The 22,196-nt window shown below is 45.8% G+C and carries 18 protein-coding genes; all 18 read left to right on the forward strand.

The features are described from left to right. Positions 1-25 precede the first annotated feature (25 nt). The 18 genes from rfbB to FCL47_RS10290 all read left to right on the forward strand — a co-directional run bounded on the left by rfbB (position 26) and on the right by FCL47_RS10290 (position 22,142). Entirely contained in the window at positions 26-1,096 is a 1,071-nt protein-coding gene (gene rfbB / locus FCL47_RS10205; protein WP_136813403.1) for a dTDP-glucose 4,6-dehydratase, read from the forward strand. Then, positions 1,093-2,016: a dTDP-4-dehydrorhamnose reductase gene (gene rfbD, locus FCL47_RS10210; RefSeq protein ID WP_136813404.1), complete on the forward strand. Its 924-nt coding sequence runs from the start codon at positions 1,093-1,095 to the stop codon at positions 2,014-2,016. The genes rfbB and rfbD overlap by 4 nt, the downstream gene beginning before the upstream one ends. Next, positions 2,013-2,942 carry a glucose-1-phosphate thymidylyltransferase RfbA gene (rfbA, locus tag FCL47_RS10215; protein ID WP_136813405.1) on the forward strand — a complete coding sequence of 310 codons (930 nt, stop codon included), beginning with the start codon at positions 2,013-2,015 and terminating at the stop codon, positions 2,940-2,942. The genes rfbD and rfbA overlap by 4 nt, the downstream gene beginning before the upstream one ends. Further along, on the forward strand, positions 2,942-3,487 hold the full coding sequence (rfbC, locus tag FCL47_RS10220) for a dTDP-4-dehydrorhamnose 3,5-epimerase (RefSeq protein WP_136813406.1): 546 nt from the start codon (positions 2,942-2,944) through the stop codon (positions 3,485-3,487). The genes rfbA and rfbC overlap by 1 nt, the downstream gene beginning before the upstream one ends. Next, positions 3,484-4,338, forward strand: a complete 855-nt coding sequence (locus tag FCL47_RS10225; RefSeq protein ID WP_136813407.1) for an ABC transporter permease — start codon at positions 3,484-3,486, stop codon at positions 4,336-4,338. The genes rfbC and FCL47_RS10225 overlap by 4 nt, the downstream gene beginning before the upstream one ends. After that, positions 4,328-5,644, forward strand: a complete 1,317-nt coding sequence (locus tag FCL47_RS24545; RefSeq protein ID WP_167496450.1) for an ABC transporter ATP-binding protein — start codon at positions 4,328-4,330, stop codon at positions 5,642-5,644. The genes FCL47_RS10225 and FCL47_RS24545 overlap by 11 nt, the downstream gene beginning before the upstream one ends. Beyond that, complete coding sequence (locus tag FCL47_RS10235) at positions 5,635-6,456, forward strand: sulfotransferase (protein ID WP_136813408.1); 822 nt, start codon at positions 5,635-5,637, stop codon at positions 6,454-6,456. The genes FCL47_RS24545 and FCL47_RS10235 overlap by 10 nt, the downstream gene beginning before the upstream one ends. Before the next feature lie 136 nt (positions 6,457-6,592). Continuing rightward, complete coding sequence (locus tag FCL47_RS10240) at positions 6,593-7,765, forward strand: IS4 family transposase (RefSeq protein ID WP_136813409.1); 1,173 nt, start codon at positions 6,593-6,595, stop codon at positions 7,763-7,765. Between the two features lie 210 nt (positions 7,766-7,975). Beyond that, on the forward strand, positions 7,976-9,025 hold the full coding sequence (locus FCL47_RS10245) for a sulfotransferase domain-containing protein (protein WP_136813410.1): 1,050 nt from the start codon (positions 7,976-7,978) through the stop codon (positions 9,023-9,025). A gap of 43 nt (positions 9,026-9,068) precedes the next feature. Then, the gene (locus tag FCL47_RS24550; protein ID WP_167496452.1) at positions 9,069-12,971 is read left to right on the forward strand and encodes a glycosyltransferase; all 3,903 of its coding nucleotides are present in this window, start codon (positions 9,069-9,071) and stop codon (positions 12,969-12,971) included. Continuing rightward, a complete protein-coding gene (locus FCL47_RS10255) occupies positions 12,968-15,394 on the forward strand; it encodes a glycosyl transferase (RefSeq protein WP_136813411.1) in 2,427 nt (808 codons plus the stop codon). Before FCL47_RS24550 ends, FCL47_RS10255 begins: the two co-directional genes overlap by 4 nt. Beyond that, positions 15,394-16,425: a glycosyltransferase family 2 protein gene (locus FCL47_RS10260; protein WP_136813412.1), complete on the forward strand. Its 1,032-nt coding sequence runs from the start codon at positions 15,394-15,396 to the stop codon at positions 16,423-16,425. Before FCL47_RS10255 ends, FCL47_RS10260 begins: the two co-directional genes overlap by 1 nt. Beyond that, the gene (locus FCL47_RS10265; RefSeq protein ID WP_205747276.1) at positions 16,409-17,203 is read left to right on the forward strand and encodes a methyltransferase domain-containing protein; all 795 of its coding nucleotides are present in this window, start codon (positions 16,409-16,411) and stop codon (positions 17,201-17,203) included. The genes FCL47_RS10260 and FCL47_RS10265 overlap by 17 nt, the downstream gene beginning before the upstream one ends. Continuing rightward, positions 17,200-17,613 carry a GtrA family protein gene (locus FCL47_RS10270; RefSeq protein ID WP_136813413.1) on the forward strand — a complete coding sequence of 138 codons (414 nt, stop codon included), beginning with the start codon at positions 17,200-17,202 and terminating at the stop codon, positions 17,611-17,613. Before FCL47_RS10265 ends, FCL47_RS10270 begins: the two co-directional genes overlap by 4 nt. Then, a complete protein-coding gene (locus FCL47_RS10275; protein WP_136813414.1) occupies positions 17,610-18,887 on the forward strand; it encodes an NAD(P)-dependent oxidoreductase in 1,278 nt (425 codons plus the stop codon). The genes FCL47_RS10270 and FCL47_RS10275 overlap by 4 nt, the downstream gene beginning before the upstream one ends. After that, complete coding sequence (locus tag FCL47_RS10280; RefSeq protein ID WP_136813415.1) at positions 18,884-20,482, forward strand: FAD-dependent oxidoreductase; 1,599 nt, start codon at positions 18,884-18,886, stop codon at positions 20,480-20,482. Before FCL47_RS10275 ends, FCL47_RS10280 begins: the two co-directional genes overlap by 4 nt. Next, positions 20,467-21,387 (forward strand): glycosyltransferase family 2 protein, encoded by a 921-nt coding sequence (locus FCL47_RS10285; RefSeq protein WP_136813416.1) that lies wholly within the window; start codon positions 20,467-20,469, stop codon positions 21,385-21,387. The genes FCL47_RS10280 and FCL47_RS10285 overlap by 16 nt, the downstream gene beginning before the upstream one ends. After that, entirely contained in the window at positions 21,384-22,142 is a 759-nt protein-coding gene (locus tag FCL47_RS10290) for a sulfotransferase (protein WP_136813417.1), read from the forward strand. Before FCL47_RS10285 ends, FCL47_RS10290 begins: the two co-directional genes overlap by 4 nt. Positions 22,143-22,196: the final 54 nt, after the last annotated feature.

Genomic DNA, 22,196 nt, shown 5'->3' on the forward strand with positions numbered 1-22,196 from the left:
ACATATTCTTCCAGGTGCAGTTTTAATGACAATCCTAGTAACCGGCGGTGCCGGCTTTATCGGCAGCAATTTCATTCTTGATTGGCTGGCACTGCATGATGAACCGATCGTTAATCTCGATAACCTCACCTATGCTGGAAACCTGCAAAATCTGGCAAGCATCGCAACTGATCCAAAGCATATTTTTGTTAAGGGTGATATTGCTGATTATGACCTCGTTTCAGCTCTTTTGAACAAGCACCAGGTCCGGGCTATAGTAAATTTTGCCGCCGAGAGCCATGTCGACCGATCAATTCATGGCCCGGACGATTTTATTCAAACGAATATTGTCGGAACCTTTCGCTTGCTTGAAGCTGTGCGTTATTACTGGAATGAACTGACGGATCAGAAGAAGAAAGATTTTCGTTTTCTCCATGTCTCAACCGATGAGGTCTATGGTTCACTGGCCCCGGCAAGCCCTCCGTTCGCCGAAACGAACCGGTATGAACCGAATAGTCCCTATTCGGCCAGCAAGGCGGCATCCGATCATCTGGTTCGCGCCTATCACCACACCTACGGATTGCCGGTCCTGACGACTAACTGCTCCAACAATTATGGCCCGTATCAGTTCCCCGAAAAACTGATCCCGCTCTGCATCCACAACGCACTCGCCGGAAAACCCTTACCTATATATGGCGATGGGCAACAGATCAGGGATTGGCTCTATGTGGCAGACCACTGCAGCTCAATCCGCTCGGTACTTGATGGCGGGCATGTCGGAGAAGTCTACAATGTGGGTGGCTGGAACGAGAAGACTAATCTGGAGGTCGTGCATACCATTTGCGACATCCTTGACGAAATGGTTCCACCGAGATCCGGTTTTGCGTTTTCGACCTACCGGTCGCTGATCACCTATGTAACAGACCGCCCTGGACACGACCGACGCTATGCAATTGATGCGGCTAAAATCGAACGCGAGCTTGACTGGCAGCCGGCTGAAAATTTCACATCGGGTATTCGAAAAACCGTGGCCTGGTATCTTGACCATCAGGATTGGGTAGCAAATATCACCAGCGGCGCGTATCGCGAGTGGGTGGAGAAGCAATATAAGGCATGAAGATTTTACTGTTGGGAAAAGATGGCCAACTCGGCTGGGAGCTGCAGCGGTCACTGGCGCCATTGGGTGAGGTTACCGCCTGTGGACGCAATGAGGCTGATCTGACAAAGCTGACGGAATTGCGGGCCCTAGTTCGTGCTACCTCACCCCAGATTATCGTCAACGCAGCCGCTTATACTGCTGTTGACCAGGCCGAATCCGAGCCAGAACAGGCTTTTCTCATCAACAGCGAGGCTGTCGATCTACTGGCACAGGAGGCCTGTCTGCTGAACAGCTGGCTGATCCATTACTCCACCGATTATGTCTTTGATGGCACGGAAAACGGTGCGTACGTGGAAACGGATACCCCCGCTCCTCTTGGTGTCTATGGGCAAAGCAAGTTGTCGGGCGAAGAGGCTGTCCGTGCTTCGGGTTGCCAACACCTGATCCTTCGGACGAGCTGGGTCTATGCTGCTCGAGGCAACAATTTCATTAAAACGATGCTTCGACTTGCCAGTGAGCGCGATGAGCTCAAAGTTGTCTGTGATCAAATCGGTGCGCCGACAAGTGCTGAGCTGCTCGCCGATGTCACCGCTTACTGCCTGTATCGTCTGCAGTATGATGCATCCTTTTCCATCGAAAAGAGTGGAACATATCATCTTACAGCGAGTGGAATAACCAGTTGGCACGGCTTTGCCCGGTTGATCCTGGAAGAAGCCTTTGAGCATGGCGTTGAACTTCGGGCAACCGCTAAAAATGTGCTGGCTATCCCCACCTCGGACTATCCCCTGCCAGCAAAACGTCCGGCGAATTCGCAACTCACAACCGAAAAAATACGCAACACCTTTAACCTGGAATTACCGCCCTGGCAGCTTCATGCAAAACGTGCTCTAGCTGAAATCGTCAGCTGCAACGGGCTAACCCAAAAAAAATTCCCATGATAAGCCCTTATACACCCAATATCGTCGCCAAACCACTGGTCACTCAGCGCCGCAAGGGAATTATCCTTGCCGGCGGTGCTGGAACACGTTTGCACCCTGCTACCCTGGCTGTATCAAAGCAGCTGCTGCCGGTGTACGATAAACCTATGATCTATTATCCGCTCAGCACCCTTATGCTGGCTGGGGTTCGGGACATTCTGGTTATTTCCACGCCACAGGACACGCCACGTTTCGAACAGCTTCTCGGCTCAGGTGAACAATGGGGGCTGAATGTGCAATACGCAGTGCAACTAGAGCCGCAGGGCCTGGCCCAGGCCTTTATAATCGGCGAATCTTTTATTGGCGATGACTTGTCTGTTCTGGTGTTGGGCGATAATATTTTTTATGGTCATGATATCCATCAATTGCTTGGTAGCGCCATGACCCGTACGCAAGGGGCGAGCGTGTTTGCCTACCGGGTACAAGATCCAGAACGTTACGGAGTGGTTGATTTCGATGCTGCCGGCAAAGTTTTATCCCTGGAAGAAAAACCCAAAAAGCCAAAATCCAATTATGTCGTCACCGGTTTATATTTTTATGATCAGCAGGTCGTCGAACTGGCCAAAAGCCTTCACCCTTCAGCACGTGGCGAGTTGGAAATAACCGATCTCAACCGCTTATATCTGGAAAAAGGCCAGCTTAATGTCGAAATCATGGGCCGAGGCTACGCCTGGCTCGACACCGGTACCCATGATTCCTTACTTGATGCGAGCAAGTTCATTTCCGTTCTCGAAAAAAGACAAGGCTTTAAAGTCGCTTGCCCCGAAGAAATCGCTTTTCGACAGAAATGGATCGATAGTGCTCAGGTGGAGCGTCTCGCTGAACCGATGATTAAAAATGGTTACGGCCAGTATTTATTGCAGCTGCTGAAGGAGAGGATCATTTAATGAAAGTTACTCGTCTTGAAATCCCTGAGGTATGCCTGCTTGAACCAAAGGTGTTTGGTGACGAACGGGGTTTTTTCTTTGAAAGCTTCAATCAGCGCCAGTTCAATGAAGCTATCGGCAAAGAAGTAATTTTTGTGCAGGACAATCACTCTCGCTCGGTAAAAAATGTCTTGCGCGGTCTGCATTATCAGATTCAACGCCCACAAGGCAAATTGGTGCGGGTAGTGCAGGGCGAGGTATTTGATGTGGCTGTGGATATTCGCCGCAGTTCGCCCACCTTCGGGCAGCACGTAGCGCTCGAACTGTCCGCCGAAAACAAACGCATGCTCTGGATACCCGAAGGCTTCGCACATGGTTTTATGGTGCTTTCAGATACCGCTGAGTTTCTCTACAAAACCACCGACTACTGGGCTCCCGAATTTGAACGCTGCATTGCCTGGAATGACCCAGCCATCGACATCCGATGGCCCATCCAAAGTGAACCTACTTTGTCCACCAAAGACCAACAGGCGAAACCATTGGCAGACGCGGAGCACTTCGCATGACCCACATCCCAAACGCGATCAATCCCCACGCCGCCCAACCCACCTCCTTAGCTGCATTGGGCAGAAGCCTCTGGTTCAACCGCCAGTTGATCGTGCAGATGACCAAGCGCGAGGTTGCCGGCCGTTACAAAGGATCTGCCATGGGCCTGGCCTGGTCGTTTTTCAACCCCGTGTTCATGCTGGTGGTGTACACCTTCGTTTTCTCCGAAATCTTTAAAGCCCGCTGGGGTGGGATTGGTGGTGACGATAGCAAAACACAATTCGCAGTAGTCCTCTTTGTTGGCATGATCGTGCTAAACCTGTTTAGCGAGGTATTCAACCGCGCACCCGGATTGATTCTTGCCAATGTCAATTATGTCAAGAAGGTCGTGTTCCCGGTTGAAATACTGCCAGTCATTGCTATGCTCGTAGCCCTGTTCCACAGTCTCATCAGTCTTGGCGTGCTGCTGACCGCCTTTGCATTTTTTAACGGCTACTTACACTGGACGGTGATTTTCATTCCCTTGATCCTTCTGCCGCTGATCACCATAACCCTTGGCTTAGCCTGGATTCTAGCATCAATAGGCGTATTCCTCCGCGACGTCGGGCAATTAGTCGGCATCATTTCCACCGTGCTAATGTTTCTTGCCCCCGTTTTTTACCCGCTGAACATGGTGCCGGAAAGGTTTCGCCCGATTATTATGGCCAACCCGCTAACCTTTATCATTGAGCAAGCGAGAGAAGTGTTGATCTGGGGGCATTTGCCAAATTGGGCGGGTTTGGGTGTTTATACCACAGCTGCTACCGTCGTAGCTTGGGCAGGCTACGCCTGGTTCCAGAAGACCAGAAAGGGGTTTGCCGATGTCCTCTGATATCGCCATCCGCGTCGTGAGTATTTGCAAACGCTACGAGATCTACAACACCCCGCGCGACCGTCTGAAACAGTTTTTTTTGCCCTCGATGCAGCGACTGACCGGTCGTCATCCTCTGCAGTACTTCAAGGAATTCTGGGCGCTCAGGGATGTGTCCTTCGAGGTCAAAAAAGGCGAAACCATCGGTATTGTCGGGCGCAACGGCAGCGGCAAATCCACGCTGCTACAAGTGATCTGCGGCACGCTGTTTCCTACTAGCGGCTCTGTGGAAACCGATGGGCGCATCGCAGCTTTGTTGGAGCTTGGCTCAGGTTTCAATCCGGAGTTCACCGGGCGTGAAAATGTGTATTTGAACGGTGCTGTGCTCGGGTTGGGCAATAAAGAAATTGATATGCGATTTGACGAGATCGTTGCATTCGCGGATATAGGTGACTTCATCGAGCAGCCAGTGAAGACTTATTCAAGCGGCATGTACGTCCGGCTGGCTTTTGCAATACAGGCGAATGTCGACCCTGAAATCCTGATCGTGGATGAGGCGCTGGCGGTGGGAGATCCAGCATTTGTTCACCGCTGCATGGATAGAATTCATACGTTACAAGCGGGAGGGACGACCATACTGCTGGTTACTCACGACAGCTTGGCGGTCAAACGTTTTTGCAGTAAAGCATACTGGTTAGATCGTGGTACGTTACGGTTATCAGGAGAATCCAACGACGTTGTGGATGCCTATTTGCACGAACTATTTGACAATGTTTCCAGCACAGTCAAGACCGTTACTGCCGAAAGTAACTGGAATTATAGTGAAAATGGAGAATTTATTTGGGAGACCACAATACCCAATCAAGATCGTAGACTAGGTGACTTAACGGCTAAAGTGATTGGGCTTGCTATTTATGATATCAATGGACAGAAAATTTCTGCTACTCAAAGCAATGAAAAAGTTCTCCTTCGTTTTAGTGTTATAAACGTTTCGATACCTGTAGGTACCGAGCTTTCGTTTGGATATATTTTTCGTAATTTTCGCGGAGAAGAAATTGCTGCCACTAATACTAATCTTGAAGAGTGTGTTCCTGTAAGGGTATCTTCCTTGAAAGAGGTATTTAATATTGCAGTAGAAATTTTTCTTCCGTCTCTACACTCTGGCAGTTACTCTATCTCTGTAGGGGTAAGCCATTGTTTAAATAGGAAAATAAAACTTGCTGACCGAATTGTAAATGGATTGTTTATTAATGTTGTAAACCCAAAGCAAATAACAACCATAACTAGCTTTGATAGCAAATTTGAGATTAAACCACTATGTTTATAATTTTTGGTTCGCCCCGTTCAGGAACAACCCTGCTAAGAGAATCATTAAATCAACACGATAAAATATTTATCCCTCATGAAACGGACTTTATTGTCCCGATAGCATTTGTGTTAGATAGGGTCTCAGACCCCAGAGTGGGTCGGGAAATAATTTCAAATCTTATTCCAGCCACACGGGATTTTGGGCCAAGTGTTGGCCAGTTTCTCTCCCCTAGTGAAGTAAGAGATTTGGTTCATGTCGCAGATTATTCGCTTCCAATGATTCTCAATGCACTTTATGGAGCAATTGGAAATAAACTGGGACGCGAGGTGGTGGGAGATAAATCCCCCAACGATTTAGGCTTTATAGGAATTCTAAAAAAAGTAGGTTTATTTACGTCTGACATTCGAATTATTCACATAGTACGTGATGTACGTGATGTCATTATGTCATTAAAAAATACAGAATGGGCACCGAAAGATATCGAAACCTATTTCCCGAGAATTTGGGAAGGAAGTAATTTAAACTTGACCACATTTCTGGAGGATTCACAGTATCCATATTTCCGAATTCGATATGAAGACATGGTAAGTAATCCAGGTAACATGTTACCTCTACTGTGTAATTATCTTGGGGTACAGTATTCTGAAAAAATCTTGAACACCGCAAATTTTGGCAACGACCTAAAGCACCTCGACCATCATCGAAATTTGGATAAGGGTTTTATGGTTGACCGGTGTTACGCGTGGAAATCGATGATGCCTACAGAATGGGTAGAAAACTGTTCCAACATGGCAAAAGAAGGGCTGCGTGTATTTAATTATGACTCATAATGCTTCAGTAATATCCGGTTAGAAAATTGCGTGTGAAATATCAATAAATATTAACAGGTTGGGTCCTTTTTTACTTGACAATGAAATAAATATTTTCGGTCGCCCCCTTAAAAGAAAAATCTTTTAAGGGGCTGACATGAAATTTGTGAAATTTTATTCACGGCAGTATGCTGCACCATCGCAGAGGCAATTACTCATACCGTTACACAATATAATGCCTAAAATACCACCACTTAGATCAAGGTCGAACAAACCACTGGCAATGAATACCGAAGAGCTGCTTAATATTTTGACATATTACCACCTGCAAGAGTTCTCGTCGGGCAGTGAATTGATCCAAGCTCTGCAGGAAGACGATTACGCCAGGAATTTAGTCGCCCCTGCTGGAGGTATTAAACACTCAACATTCTTTGATCTTGTTAATGACCGAGGCGTTGAACAACTTCTTGCTGTGTTTACCGAGCTGCAAAAGCAGGCGACCGGGATTTTGCCGACCCAATATCTCGAACTTGGTGATCTTGTTGCCATAGACGGATCCCTGATCGATTCAGTCCTTTCCATACACTGGGCCGAATACCGAACAAATTCCAAAAAAGCAAAACTGCACCTTGGCTTCGACCTCAATCATGGAGTTCCGCGTAAATTGTTTCTGACAGAGGGTAATGGTGCCGCAAGACCCTTTGTCAGCAGAATCATCGACCCTGGCCAAACCGGTGTGCTGGACCGAGGATATCAGGCACATCATTTGTTTGACCAATGGCAGCAGGATGGCTGTCATTTTGTTTGCCGCATTAAAGAAGATACTCATATAGAAATTATTGAAGAGTTTCCTGTGCATGAAAATTCTCATGTATTCTTTGATGCAATGGTTTTGCTAGGAACTCCCAATGCTAATCAAACCAAAAAACCTGTTCACCTTGTTGGTTATACCATTGAGGGCAAATCCTACTGGGTAGCCACCGATCGTTTTGACCTATTAGCTGAGCAGGTAGCGCTGGTGTACAAACTCCGCTGGGACATTGAAATTTTTTTTGCATGGTGGAAACGCCACCTTAATGTCTATCACCTTTTCGCCAGAAGCAAGAATGGCCTGATGGTGCAAATCCTCTCTGGTCTTATCACCTATCTTCTTTTGGCGATCTACTGCCAAGAACAGCACGGGGAACCTGTTTCTATCCACCGTGTACGGCAACTCCGCAATCAAATCCGAAATGAAGCAACACAAATGGCTGTGGAGAAAGCAGCGGTGCAAAATCGGAAACGAAGGAAGCACCTTAAACGATTAAAGAAACCCCATGCAATTTCCTAACCGGACATCACTGATAATGCTTGTTTTTTGACACTTGTATTTGTTTATTAAAAGTCATTCAGGAGAGTGTTATTAATGCAATTATATTTGGCGTAACAAGTACGTCGCCCATGCACACTCCGTTTCGTTTTTATTCTGTATTCAGACAGTTATTGCGAGAAAAATAAATTAAAGCTCTTTACAAATAGCCTCATATAATTTTCTATTATTATGCATATTGTAAAATTCGGACCGAATTCAATTATAGTTGAAAGCCTAACTAATACAAAACTCTACCAACCTACTAATATGTGGTTTCTTGGTGACGGACTTAGCAATTCAACAGTTGTGTGTATTAACAATCGTATTTTAACGAAGACAATAGTTAGTTTAGACAGAAATCTGGTTACAGTAGAGATACCTCAAGACATCCTCTCGCTTGAACAACGGCTATATATTTTCTTGATTGATACACGTACTGATGTACGTTCAAATATTGTAGAATCAAAGGTATCTTTCTTTGACTCAAAGAAAAATCTTTGCTCAAAACCTTTTTCCACTTTGGCACACAGGGGAAGACACATTCTAATTAGCTGCTTTCCCAAAAGTGGCTCGACGTTACTTCTTAAAACCCTCTGTAAAACTACTGGGTTTCAAAACTGTCCAATGGTTTTTGAATACGGGGGCAATGAACAGGACCTATTTTTGCCATCTATAATTGATGCTTACTCAGTAGATACAATTACACAACAACATGTTCGAGCCACAAATACCAACTTAAGATTAATCAAAAATTATGGTTTAAAAGTGATAATCTTGACTCGAAATATTTTTGACACACTAATTAGCCTGCATGACCATTTGCTTTCAGAATCATTGGACATGCCAATGGGATATCTAGATAAAAATTATAGAATGCTCACATTTGAGCAGCGGCTTGATTTTCTTGTGGATATTGTAACTCCTTGGTACTTCAATTTTTATGCTTCATGGTCGACAGTAAATACCTATTTAGCTCCTAATGATTTTTTGTGGATAACTTATGAAGAATTGATCAATGACAAAACTAAAACCATATCCCGACTGCTTTCGAAGTTCGATTTATTAGATGATAAAGAAAAAATATTTAGCTCATTGGCAGAAATAAAGAATGAAGATACACGTTTGAATGTTGGCATATCAGGACGCGGCAGGCAAATGTTGAATGATTGTCAAAAAAAAAGAATACTCGAACTCACCCAACGTTATCCTAATATGAATTTTTCCCTGATTCTAAATTGATAATCAATATTTGTTAACTAGTTTTTCGATGATAACTACCAACATGATCTTCGACCAATACAGCCGCTATAAAGCCTGTTCTGATTTTCTTTACCAAACGGAGTTTAGATCAGGCAATTCCGTTCTTGACATCGGCAGTGGACCAGAATGTCTATTTGGGCAATTCATGCCAAATGCCACAATGAACTATGTTGATCCATTAATCCCAAATGGTTCCGGTCAGGGACATATCACCGGTAATATATTTGCCAGCGAATTGGAAGGCCAGACTTTTGATTGCGTATCTGCGGTCGATGTATTGGAACATGTGCCTCCCGAATACCGACAGGCGTTCTTGGAGCGAATGTCGTCACTCGGAAACAATGCCTTGCTGCTCGGTTTCCCCACTTCGGACTCATCAGATGCGTCGGAGACAGACAGGGCAATCGATGAGCAGTACCGAGCATTTTTTGGTCACAATTATCCCTGGCTGGAAGAGCATTATCGGTATGGCCTTCCTTCGCTAGTTAAAACGGTTGAGCAGCTTAGTAAGTTGGGATGGCATTGTCAGTCGATTGGGCACGGTCACGCACCATGGCTGCGTGAGTTACTGGGCTTTGTGATTTGCTTATGGGATATTCCAGGTCTTCAAAAGGTTGTATTGGATATTAGCGACAAGTTTAACCGTGAACTCTATTCTTGCGATTTCCGTCCTCCTTACTATCGGCAATTTGTAATTGCTTCACGTAACCCATTACCGCCGATAATCGCACCCATTGGCACAAAAAAGAGCGTCAAAGCGGAAAGTGCCTTCCGGGCGCTAATTGAAGATGCACACCGTCAGTATTTTTCCGCGAGTATGCAGCAACTTGTCAATTTCAGCGGTATATTTACCGAACGGGATACGGCGATTGCCGAACGGGATACGGCGATTGCCGAACGGGATACCGCGATTACCGAACGGGATACCGCGGTGGCTCTTATTAACCTTATTAAGCGTAGTACCTCTTGGCGTATAACACAGCCTTTACGTTTTTTGGCCCGATTGGCTCGCTACGGATTTTCCAACGAAGATCGCCAACGGTTAACTCAAGGACTGCGTAATCGTTATCACCGCCTACCGCTGCCAACCCATGCGAAAAAATTGTCCAGTTTTTTCTACCATAAGGTGTTTGGCAAAATTGTGAGGAAGGTGCGCCGCAGTTCCTTACGCAAGGCCAAATTCCACACTCCAACTATAAAGATCGCTGATCAGCACGAGGGGTTGCCTGATTACATAGTCTGGGGCGTCATTGACTGGCATTTCCGCCATCAGCGGCCTCAGCAGTTGGTTCTGGCATTATCAGAAACCAGTCGACGTGTGTTCTATGTTTCACCAAATCTGGTAGACGATGAGCGGGCTGGCTTTGAGGTCGAAGCACTGGAAGCATCGGACCGACTATTTCAAATCAGGTTGTTTGTCAACGGTGCGCCATCTATTTATACTGTAGCCCCAAATCAGGAAATCGTTGGGCAGCTTAGGGCAAGTATTGGTGAAGTTCTGGACTGGACAAACAGCAAGCAACTTGTTGCTATGGTCCAACATCCCTACTGGTGCGACGTAGCTTCTGTTTTACCCAACAGCCGCCTCGTGTATGACTGCATGGATCACCATGAGGGGTTTGGCAACACCGGCAAGACTTTGGTGCAGTTGGAAAAAGCTCTGTTTGGTAAATCCGATCTGACAATAACAACCTCTGATTGGCTGGACAAAGAAGTTGCACAATACACTCAACATCGTGCCCTGATACGAAACGCAGGGGATTACGGTCATTTTTCCAGACCACCTGAAAGCATCTACCGTGATCCCACAGGCCGCCGCATCATTGGCTACTATGGCGCCATTGCTGAATGGTTTGACCTTAAGCTGGTTGAGGCCGTGGCAAAGCACCACTCTGACTGCTGTATTTTGCTAATCGGTGCAGATACCGCTAATGCGAAGTACAGACTTGGAAAACTCCCTAATATCAAGTTTATTGGCGAGGTACCGTACAATAAACTGCCGTATTACTTATACAGCTTCGATGTTTGTTTGCTGCCTTTTCATATCGTTCCACTCACCTTGGCGACAAACCCAGTTAAAGCCTATGAATATCTGAGTGCAGGCAAGCCTATTGTATCTGTAGATTTACCGGAAATGGTTCAATTTGATGGATTAATCTACATTGCCGCCAATCAAGCGCAATTTTTGAATGCTGTTGATCAAGTTCTGACTCGGTCAGAGCCGAAGGACTTGATTCAGCGCCGCAAGGTTTTTGCAGCAGGGCAGACCTGGAATCACCGTGCCGAAGTCCTAATCAAGCATGCGGAGTCCTCGGAGTATGAAGCAAGGGTTAGCGTAATCGTCGCTACTTACAACAACTTGGCATTAACCCGAGCATGCTTAGCCAGTCTCGACGATCATAGCCAGTATGATAACATGGAAATCATCGTTGTCGACAATGCTTCCAGCGATGGCTCAAAGCATTTTCTCGAAAACTGGGCCTCCGCTGGCGACGGTCGCAAACTGATATTGAACGACGATAACTGTGGTTTTGCAGCGGCCAATAATCAGGGCCTTTGTATTGCCACCGGTGACTTCCTCGTCCTGCTCAACAACGACACCTATGTAACCCCAGGTTGGGTGCGCACCTTAATGGGGCACCTGAAGCGCGACAAAAGCATCGGATTGATTGGCCCGGTCACCAACAATATTGGCAACGAAGCAAAGATAGACATTCATTACTCAGACATGAGTGAAATGCTCGTTAAGTCTGCCACCTACATATACCGCCACATCGGGCAAATATATCCGCTACGGACTGCTGCATTCTTCTGCGTGATGATGAACAGAGCAACCTACGAGCGCGTAGGTCCCCTGGATGAAGCCTTTGGCCGTGGTTTCTTCGAAGATGATGACTATTGCCGTCGTATTGAAAAGCTAGGTCTGCGAGTGGTATGCGCCGAGGATGTGTTCATTCATCATGAACTGTCAGCCTCGTTCGATATGTTGAAGCAACAGGAGCGACAAGAGCTGTTTGAAGAAAACAAGAAAATTTACGAGGCTAAATGGGGTGAGTGGGTTCGGCATGGGTATCGAAAAAACCATTTTAACGAGCCAGGTTCCTACCCTGCACCAGAAGTATTCGCTGGCCAAAAAAGTATTAATGGTCAGTGTAACGTTTGTGGAAAACAGACTCGTTTTTTCTATCAAAAAGAATCCTTGTGGCGTGAGTCGCTTAACTGCGAACACTGCCGCACTACCAGCCGATACCGTTCAATAACACGGGGAATTTTACAAGCAATCAACGAATTGACAGGAAATAACTCGACCTCATTAGCAACTCTTCCGCTGACCGGAAAAAAGAGACTTCGGGTTTATGATACCCAGCTTCCTTTCTATTACGAAACCTGCGCTTACCCGCTTCCTGATTTGTTGAAGGTAACGGGTTTGATCGAGGTGGAACTGTCCCAATACAAGCCCAAGAAGCTATTGGGCAAAGTACTTGCCAAGGGAGTAACAAATCAGAATCTCGAATGCCTCACCTTTGATAATGAGTCGTTTGATATCGTGATCACCAGCGATGTCATGGAACATGTGCGCCTGGATGATCGAGCTCACAACGAAATCCATCGCGTTCTAAAGCCGGGGGGAATTTATATTTTCACAATACCTCACAATCGTGCCTGGCACGAAACCCTGAACAGGATTCAGGTAATTGACCCTGAAGATCCGTCTCGAGATGTACATTTACTGGAACCGGAGTATCACGGAGATGCAAACAACGATGAAGGTGTAGGCGTTTTAGCGTATCGCACATATGGAAAAGATATTGAATCTCAATTGAGTCGTATCGGTTTTGAGGTCAACTATTCTAGGGAGGATATGAGTCAAACTGGCATATTGAACACGGAACTCTACTACTGTAGAAAAATAGGAAATTCATGAATCAGTTTCGGTCGATTCTCGTTCTATTGATGCTTGCTTGTGGTGTGCTGACCACGCTATGGGGCTTTTCCCAAATGGCGTGGCCGAGTGCGTCGGCATCTGCCTGGGCTAGCGTCGGTCGATATGTTGTCTTTCTGCTGATGGGGCTTTCGGCTGCAGTTCTTGCCTCGAGATGTTTTAAGGTCAGTTATTTGATCGTGGCCGCTTTTATTTGCGGTGGAATCGCTCTGCTTACAGACGCAACTTGGCCGCTATTTGTGACAATCTGGTTTTGGTTGAGCTCATATGGGTTGGGTGACATTGTCCTAAAAGGTCTGAAAATTGATCCTAAAGAAATAAGTGCTATTTATATTGCCTTGATCGGATCTGTTATCTATGGAACCACTGTAGGAATTATTTCTCATTACCCGATAAACTACCCGGGGTTATACGGGATTGCCCTGGCTCTCCCGCTCATTCTGAGATGGCAGTCCATCTCAGAAACCATTTTGCTTGTATATAGTAGGTTACTAATAAAAGAAAGATCAAATTTTACAGAACTTTTATTTGTTGTTTTAGCGCTTTTTTACTTCTCTGTCGCGCTTATGCCCGAGGTAGGACATGATGCGCTTGCAATGCACCTTTTTGTACCTGCCCATCTGTCACTAAGACATGAGTGGTCGTTTGACGTAACCAAATATGTGTGGGCGGTTATGCCTATGATGGGAGACTGGCTCTTTTCAATTGCCTACATGTTGGGGGGAGAATCAGCTGCAAGATTGATCAATGTAAGTTTTATTTTTGTCTTATGCCGGCTAGTCCGTGACTTGGTAATTTGGGCTGGTGGTAATGCCGTTGGTGCTCGTTGGTCTGTGCTTCTCTTTTTGGCGACACCACTTACATTCACAGAAAGCAGCAGTTTATTCATTGAGTCTGTCTGGGCATCCTTTATCATATCAGGATCATTGTCGATTTTCAAATTACTGCAATCAACTGAAGATAAAAAAAAACAATTGCTGATATCTGGTTTTCTGTTGGGAGGCGCGTTAGCAACAAAAGCAGTAACTTTTACCATACTTCCAGTATTCATGATTTTGCTGGTGTATTGTTACCGTAGTTGGCTTCACCGGAATTTAATCGGCAGCATTGCTTTAGGCTTGTTTTTCTTCCTGGCTATCGGAGCTGTTCCCTACGCAACAGCTTGGCATCTTACAGCAAATCCTGTTTTTCCTTTTTTTAATAACATTTTCAAGTCACCATTTTGGCTGGCCGTTGCATTTGACTCGTCTTCTATCTTTGGAAAAGGTTTGACGTGGGATGTACTTTATCAGGCAACATTCAATACGCAAAAATTCATGGAATGCCACCCGGGGGCTGCTGGTTTTCAGTGGTTGGTTTTACTTGTTCCAAGCTTTTTTGCGCTTGTTTTTCGTCGACAGTTTAAAGGCACTCTGTTATTTGTAGTAGCAGGTTTTTCTATCTTTTTGGCTTTTCAATCTGTTGCCTACCTGAGATATATATTTCCCTCTTTTGCCTGGGTGGCGGCCGGTATTGGTGTGATGCTGTCTACTAAACAGACTGACTCTATTGAAGACAGGATAATGCCTGTCGCCGTATTGGCAGTTGTCTTACTGAACTTGCTATTCTTCAGAGCTGGGACTTATTACGGTGATCTCTCATTGCAGCCGTTGTTGAGTCACACAGGCCGTGAAACTTATCTAAACAACCGCCTACCTATAAGAAATGCAGTTAAATTAGTAAACGAACTCAACATAGGGAGGACCCCAGTTGCCGTATTTTCGTCTCCTTTGACGGCTGGAATTGACTCCGACGTGCTTTATCCTAATTGGTACAACTATCAATTCCAGGCGAAAGTATCCGATGCAAAAACAGCTGATGATATTGCTCATCTTTTAATAGAAAAAGAGGTTGACTATGTTATATTAGATAGCAATTGGGGATCTACTGACAAAAAAATGTTTATTGAGGGCGCAACAGAAAAACTAGCTGAGGTGGGGGCAATCAGTATTCGGAAGCTCGACAACCGCTATCGATTCAAAAAAGAGTTGTTGAAAGATCCTGATTTATCTACCAAAGATGGGTGGGTTCTTCCAACGAACGAAAGTGAAAAATATAATGGTATTCTCACTGTAAGCGTGTCGGCACCAGCATATCAGATAGTCCCAGTAAGGCCGGGGCGTCGTTATAAGAACAGCATAACGGCTCGTTGTGCTATTCAGCCAAGCCAAGGAAGGATGCAGGTGAATTGGCTGGACTCGAAGTCAAATTTCATCAGTACCGATATACAGGTGTTCGGTTGCACAATGTCCGATACCACCTACACAATGGAAGTGGTTGCACCGAGCAAATCTGTAAAAGCGGTTGTCTACGCCTCCAGTCATACAAATATCCCTATCATTTTCAATAGGGTTTCTTTCAAGTAATGAAGACTGAATTGTTTGAAGCCTCTTTTACAAACTCACGGATCGCTGTAGTAATCCCCAGTTATAAGGTAACCCGTCATATTAGTGATGTTATATCAGCTATTCCACCAATGGTTTGGCGTATCTATGTGATTGATGATGCTTGCCCCGAAGGCTCGGGTCAGTTCGTCGAAACGAATGTCTTCGATAATCGTGTGAGGGTGTTGTACCACCAGCAGAACCAAGGAGTCGGTGGTGCTGTGATGACTGGTTACCAAGCTGCAATTGCCGATGGTGCAGGGGTGATAGTCAAGATTGATGGCGATGGCCAAATGGACGCAAATTTGATTCCATATTTTGTCGAACCAATACTCGCGGGAGAGGTAGATTACACTAAAGGAAACCGTTTCTACAATCTCGAGGAGGTTCGCGCAATGCCTCATGTGAGATTGTTTGGAAACGCGGTATTGTCGCTGATGACCAAGCTTTCCTCAGGGTATTGGAACTTATTTGACCCAACTAATGGATATACAGCAATCCATACAGATGTTGCCATACACTTGCCATTTGGAAAAATCAGTCGTCGATACTTTTTCGAAACCGACATGCTGTTTCGACTCAATACATTACGTGCTGTAGTAGTAGACGTACCGATGGATGCAAAATATGGCGATGAAATAAGCAATTTGAAAATATCAAAAATAATTGGCGAGTTCGTGTTCAAACATGCACGTAATTTTTTTAAAAGAATTTTCTACAACTACTACCTGCGTGACCTGTCACTTGCGTCAATTGAATTGCCACTTGGTCTATTGATGTTAATCTCGGGCATCGGCTTTGGAGTCTACCACTGGCTAGCGTCTGCAAGATCAGGTTTCTCGACTCCCCCGGGAACTGTAATGTTGGCGGCCATGCCCATTCTAGTGGGGCTGCAATTTGTTCTTGCATTTATCGGCTATGACATTTCCTCTGTACCAAAGCGGTCGCGACATAGAAAGCGCTTCAGTTTGTTGTCTGACGAGTTAAGGAAGAGCAATGAAAAACCTATTTGATTTATTGCGTGATCCTTTGATGGAGAACATAAACGTCGACGGCGATGAACGATTGGCCATTCACAGTATGATGCTGGATAACAAGCAGATGTTACGCCAAGTGTTTACAGAATTTCATCATCTCTTTCATCGTCTTGACAATAGGTTTTTTTCTGCCAAAGGAATCCGGGTGGAGGTTGGTGCGGGTGTGGTACCAATTAAAGGCTCATATTCGGATGTGCTTGCAACAGACATCGTCCCAGGTCCGGGGTTGGATCGAGTAATAAATGCTGAGGATATGGATCTGGACGACGGGTCTGTTCGTGTTGTGTTCGGTCAGAATTGTTTTCATCATTTCCCTCGTCCTGAGCTTTTCTTTCTAGAACTCGAAAGAGTGCTCTCGCCCGGAGGAGGGGTGATTTTGTTGGAACCCTATTATGGTCCATTTGCCTCTTTTCTTTATAAACAACTTTTTAAGACAGAAGGCTTCGATAAAAACTTTCCTTCTTGGGAAACGCCTGTTATAGGTCCCATGAATGGCGCCAATCAGGCACTCAGTTATATAGTCTTTGTGCGGGATAAACATGAATTCCAGCAGAAATTTCCAACTTTGAAAATTGTTCACACAGAACCCTGTGCCAATTACTTGAAGTACCTTGTTTCAGGTGGATTAAATTTCAGACAATTATGCCCAGACTGGGCTATTCCTATTTTATCGTTAGCACAAGGGATTTTGTCTCCATTTAACTGTTGGTTAGCTCTCCATCATGTTATAGTTCTAAGGAAAGAAAAGGCATGAAATTTGTACGTTATATTGCTGTTCAGGTCCTAGCTTACGGCCTGGATATGGGTGGATTCCTCATCGTATTCGACTATTTTGGAGCAGGGCCAATCATTGCTAATATTGTTGGCAAGATTGTGGCTGGAATTTTCGCTTTTTTTGTACACCGCAGTTTTACTTTTGTCGTTTCACGTGAGGGAAGAAAAACTCGGCAGGCTGCCATGTATTTCCTGCTGCTGGCCCTGAATGTGCCCATTTCTTCAGTTGTGCTCTCGATTGTGCTAATGGCTATTACGCAGCCCGTATTTGCCAAGTTCATTGCTGATGTTATATTTGTAATTGTGACATATTGGATTAGTAAAAAATTTGTTTTTTCAGATAGATGCAAAAAATTGCACTCGATCGCACAAGGTAGCGATATAATATGAGACTATTGGTTACAGGTGCAACTGGATATATCGGCGAACGTCTTGTTCGCCATGCCCTCTCTCAAGGGCACGAAATCATCGCAGCATCACGACGTCGACCAAATGAAGACATTGAATGGATTCCATTTGATCTCTCTGCTGCCAGCGAAATCATCCTACCTGAAGGGATCGACAGCGTTTTTCATCTCGCCGCAACAACGATTTCGCACGATATTGATCCCGATATCGAGATGGAGGCGGCAAAACATCTGATCAAAGCAGCAGTGCAAGCAAATGCTAAGATCATATTCATTTCAAGCCAGACGGCGCGTAAAGATGCACCGACCGTCTATGGCAGGACGAAGTGGCAGATAGAAAAGTTGGTTCTTGCCGCAGCGGGTTTGGTGGTTCGACCTGGGCAGGTTTATGGTGGACCAGAACGTGCCTTGTTTGGAGAACTACTGCGTTCGGTGCGCAGACTGCCTGTAATACCTGCTTTCTTGCCAGCACCTAAGGTTCAACCTGTTCATATAGACGACCTGATTGTTGCACTCTTGCATTGTGCCGAATCGAATAGTATTCCATCTTCAATTCTACATATCGGTGCTACCCAGCCAGTTTCATTTACGAAATTCCTTCGCACAATCTCAATAGTGCGCGTGCGGGGCTATCGACCACCGATTCCCTTGCCCATTGCGCTTGTCCGTTTTGCAGGGTTAATATCAGGAAAGCGTTTACGTATAACTCTCGGAATAGATAGGTTAAGTTCCTTGTCTGATCTGCCAACAATGCAGACTGATCACGACTTGCAGCTATTGGGTGTTACCCTGCGCCCACTGTCCTCAGGAATGACTCGCTCGGGGAATGAACGACGTCGAATCTTGATCCGCGAGGGCCAAGCTCTTCTGCAATATGTGTTGAAGGTCAGACCAACTCCGGCTCTCATCCGAAGGTATGTGCGTAGCATTGAACTAATAAGAGATGGTGAATCTTTAAACCTGCCTGAATTCCTGCTTGTTGCGCCTATGGCCATTGCTCTACTAGATCACACTCCCGCACAGTCGACGTCCTACGAAGAAGAATTCACATGGCGCTTGAATACAGCTGTTGTTCTTGCTGAAGCCAGTGTCCAGGGTGCGAAACGCTTCCTTGGAATTGGTGAATATAACGGTTTTGTTATCTGCCTCGGTCGAATGACGCGTGCGGTAATTTTGGAGCTATGCTGGCGAATTCTGCGATTGATTGCCTGTCCTTTTTGGGGAATACTATTTCGTAATTCAAGGTTGTCAAAATGAGCGCTGACTTTGATGCCATTGTAGTGGGAAGCGGTCCTGCCGGTGTATCAGCCGCCTTTCCTTTGGTACAGGCAGGTCTAAAGATATTATTAGTTGATGGTGGGCGAGAAATGCAGGTTAAACCACCATCGAAACCTTATCTGGTTAGCCGTGCAGAAGACGAAAACCAATGGGAGTGGATGGTTGGGCGAGATTATTACTCTCTTCGCAATATAAACACCGTTTCGCCAAAGCTTAGAGTTCCTACACTTTCCTATGTTTTTGAGGGATTCGAAGCTGCAAACAGGATTAATGCCCACGATTTCATTGCTATTGGCTCCTTAGCTCGTGGCGGGTTGTCGAGTGCTTGGGGATGCGGAATTGCCCGTCTTTCTCCTGAAGAGTTGAACGACTTCCCTTTTTCTCCATCCGAAATCTTGACGTCTTATGAGACAGTATCCCGTCGTATCGGTTTAAGCGGTGCCTTAAAGGATGATCTTTCAGAATATTTTGGCATTGATGAATGGGCTGACCCACCGATCCCGATTGATGACTTGCGCAGTAGAATATTGCACAGATATGAAAAGCGTAAAGCAGACGTAACGCCGCTGGGATTCAAACTGGGACGTTCACGTATTGCTGTCCTAAGCCAAGATCGAGCAGAACGCAAAGCCTGCGATACGTCAGGAAACTGTATGTGGGGATGTCATCGGCGTGCTTTATACACGGCAGCAGAAGATCTTGAACTTCTAAAAAAATTCTCCAATTTTACCTACAGAAGCGGTTTCGTGGTTGATGAACTTGATTGCGCTGGAGCACTTCGAGCGGTGAGGGGAAGCGATATGTCGGGCAATCAAACCATCTCTGCCAGCAAAATTATCCTCGCTGCTGGAACTCTTGCGACCACTCGACTTGCTTTACAGGCGCTAAATCTCAATAAACCAATAAGCATGCATGCATGCCCGATTGCTGCATTCATGCTCTGGTTACCAAAAGCTTTAGGTAGTGCACGGCCACCTGCTTTTGGTCTCGGGCAATTATCATTTGCCCTTAAACTAGAACATGGCGTCGCTGGTTTTGGCTCTCTTTTCAATACAACAGGCATACCCAGTGCAGAATTTGTGCGGCATATGCCTTTAAGCAAACGGTATGGGATTGATTTCCTCAAAGCTTTGTTGAGTTCCTGTGTCGTAGGAAATTTGTTTCTACCAGGAAAATTATCAACGTCGATGCTCTCCCTGCGCACTGATGGCTCCTTGCATGTGGAGGGCGGTTTTCGAAAGGAGGTGCCCGAGTTAATGCATCTGGCTGAACAACGCCTGCGAAAAGTGTTTTGGAAACTCGGGGCGGTACTGCTTCCCATGAGTTTTACTGTGGGAAAACCCGGCGGCGATATACATTATACTTGTTCACTGCCGATGCGAGCAAGACCGGATTACGGTGAAACCGACGCCTTTGGTGAACTTTTTGGGTTGGATGACATCTATGTTGTTGACGGCGCAAGCCTTTCTGACCACTCTGAAAAATCACATACTCTGACTATTATGGCAAATGCAGACCGGATTGGTAGAAAAATATCTTATGATTACAAGGATGCTAAGTGCAATATAGTGTAGTCATCCCTGTCTATAACAGCGCTGCAATCGTCGGAGAGACTGTTGATCGAGTGCGTGAGTTTTTCCTTGTGCAAGGTCATCATTACGAGATTATCTTAGTCAACGATGGCAGCCGAGACGATAGTTGGAGCGTTATTACTCGCCTGGCCAGAGCTTTTCCCGAGGTGATAGCGATCAACCTGCTAAAAAACTACGGTCAGCACAACGCCAACCTTTGTGGTTTCCGCGAGGCCAAAGGGGATTATGTCATCACCATGGATGACGACCTGCAAAACCCACCGGAAGAGGTTAGTAAATTGATCGAGTCGGTTCGGCAAGGCCATGATCTGGTAATCGGCCACTTCGAGAGCAAGAAACACTCTCTAATGCGTCGCATTGGCAGCCATATGGTTGGATGGTTGATCCGCACGGCATTTGACGTGAAAGACGATCTTGTATTGAGTAATTTCCGCATTATCCGGCGCGACGTTGTTGATCGTGTCTGCCGCAACACTTCAGTGGCCCCTTATATTCCCGGCTTGGTTCTCAAATATTCCGCGCATCGCTGCAACGTTTTGGTACGTCACCTTCCGAGGGCCGAGGGCAAAAGCAATTATACAATTCGCAAATTGCTGGGTCTAGTAGCCAATATAATGTTTAACCATTCCACCATACCCCTGCGCTATGGAGCCGCGTTTGGCTTCATAGTTTCCGGCATCAGTTTCTTGCTTGGCTTGTTCTATCTGCTGCGCACGCTGATTGACGGTGTCGGTATTCCGGGATGGGCCACTCTGGTGGTGCTGATGTCCTTTTTCAACGGGGTACTTATTCTGCTGTTAAGCGTGATTGGAGAGTACCTTATACGTGTTCTGCGTGAAATAGGTACTTTCCGTAGCTACGAAATAAGCGAGGTAGTTCGCCAATGAATCATCTGTTCATTATTGGAGCCCAACGATCTGGGTCAACCTATCTCTATCATCTTTTGAACACTCACCCGCATGTGTTGATGGCACAGCCTGTCCAACCAGAGCCCAAGTTTTTTTTAAATGATAAGCTCTATGCCAAGGGGCGGGAATTTTACGAAGCTGCATATTTCAATTCCTGGACAAATGAAACACGCTACTTAGGCGAAAAAGGTACATCCTATATTGAAACTGAAACAGTCGCGCAACGTATTCGAGAGTTCTACCCAAATGCCCGTATCTTGATGATTCTACGCGACCCGGTGCAGAGAGCATGGTCCAATTACCGTTTCAGTGTTCAGCATGGTCTAGAGCCACTTGATTTCAAGACCGCACTTGTGGCTGAATCTGATCGCCTAAAGCATGCCGCATTCAATACTTCGGTCAATCCATATGCTTATCGCCGCCGGGGGCATTACATCGATTACATCAAAACCTATCTCAATATTTTCGATGCCAATCAGGTATGCATCCTTATTCTTGAGGAAATTGCCGGTAATCTTAAGGGCGTGCAGGCCTTGTATCGCTGGTTGAATATCGATGACTCATTTAACCCACCTACACTTGGAGAGATAATCAACCCAACGAACGTTAAAGGAGAAGCACCAATAAAGGCTTTACGTGACTTAGCGTCTGGTTATCAGCAATCTCAAGAAATGCTAGAAAGCTACCTTGGTCGTCGGATCGAAATGTGGCGCCGTCATTGGGAGACCTTGTGATTTCACACCCCCTCATTATAGTCACGGCAACGGTACTTCTGGGGCTGGTGAGCG

Source organism: Desulfopila sp. IMCC35006, assembly GCF_005116645.1.
Lineage (GTDB): Bacteria > Desulfobacterota > Desulfobulbia > Desulfobulbales > Desulfocapsaceae > Desulforhopalus_A.

Coding starts and splice junctions, on each gene's coding strand:
- rfbD (WP_136813404.1), top strand. CDS start 1,093: ATGAAGATTTTACTGTTGGGAAAAGATGGCCAACTCGGCTGGGAGCTG.
- FCL47_RS10260 (WP_136813412.1), top strand. CDS start 15,394: ATGAAGACTGAATTGTTTGAAGCCTCTTTTACAAACTCACGGATCGCT.
- FCL47_RS10270 (WP_136813413.1), top strand. CDS start 17,200: ATGAAATTTGTACGTTATATTGCTGTTCAGGTCCTAGCTTACGGCCTG.
- FCL47_RS10255 (WP_136813411.1), top strand. CDS start 12,968: ATGAATCAGTTTCGGTCGATTCTCGTTCTATTGATGCTTGCTTGTGGT.
- FCL47_RS10245 (WP_136813410.1), top strand. CDS start 7,976: ATGCATATTGTAAAATTCGGACCGAATTCAATTATAGTTGAAAGCCTA.
- FCL47_RS24545 (WP_167496450.1), top strand. CDS start 4,328: ATGTCCTCTGATATCGCCATCCGCGTCGTGAGTATTTGCAAACGCTAC.
- rfbB (WP_136813403.1), top strand. CDS start 26: ATGACAATCCTAGTAACCGGCGGTGCCGGCTTTATCGGCAGCAATTTC.
- FCL47_RS10265 (WP_205747276.1), top strand. CDS start 16,409: ATGAAAAACCTATTTGATTTATTGCGTGATCCTTTGATGGAGAACATA.
- FCL47_RS10275 (WP_136813414.1), top strand. CDS start 17,610: ATGAGACTATTGGTTACAGGTGCAACTGGATATATCGGCGAACGTCTT.
- FCL47_RS10290 (WP_136813417.1), top strand. CDS start 21,384: ATGAATCATCTGTTCATTATTGGAGCCCAACGATCTGGGTCAACCTAT.
- FCL47_RS10280 (WP_136813415.1), top strand. CDS start 18,884: ATGAGCGCTGACTTTGATGCCATTGTAGTGGGAAGCGGTCCTGCCGGT.
- rfbC (WP_136813406.1), top strand. CDS start 2,942: ATGAAAGTTACTCGTCTTGAAATCCCTGAGGTATGCCTGCTTGAACCA.
- FCL47_RS10240 (WP_136813409.1), top strand. CDS start 6,593: ATGAAATTTGTGAAATTTTATTCACGGCAGTATGCTGCACCATCGCAG.
- FCL47_RS10225 (WP_136813407.1), top strand. CDS start 3,484: ATGACCCACATCCCAAACGCGATCAATCCCCACGCCGCCCAACCCACC.
- FCL47_RS10235 (WP_136813408.1), top strand. CDS start 5,635: ATGTTTATAATTTTTGGTTCGCCCCGTTCAGGAACAACCCTGCTAAGA.
- rfbA (WP_136813405.1), top strand. CDS start 2,013: ATGATAAGCCCTTATACACCCAATATCGTCGCCAAACCACTGGTCACT.
- FCL47_RS24550 (WP_167496452.1), top strand. CDS start 9,069: ATGATCTTCGACCAATACAGCCGCTATAAAGCCTGTTCTGATTTTCTT.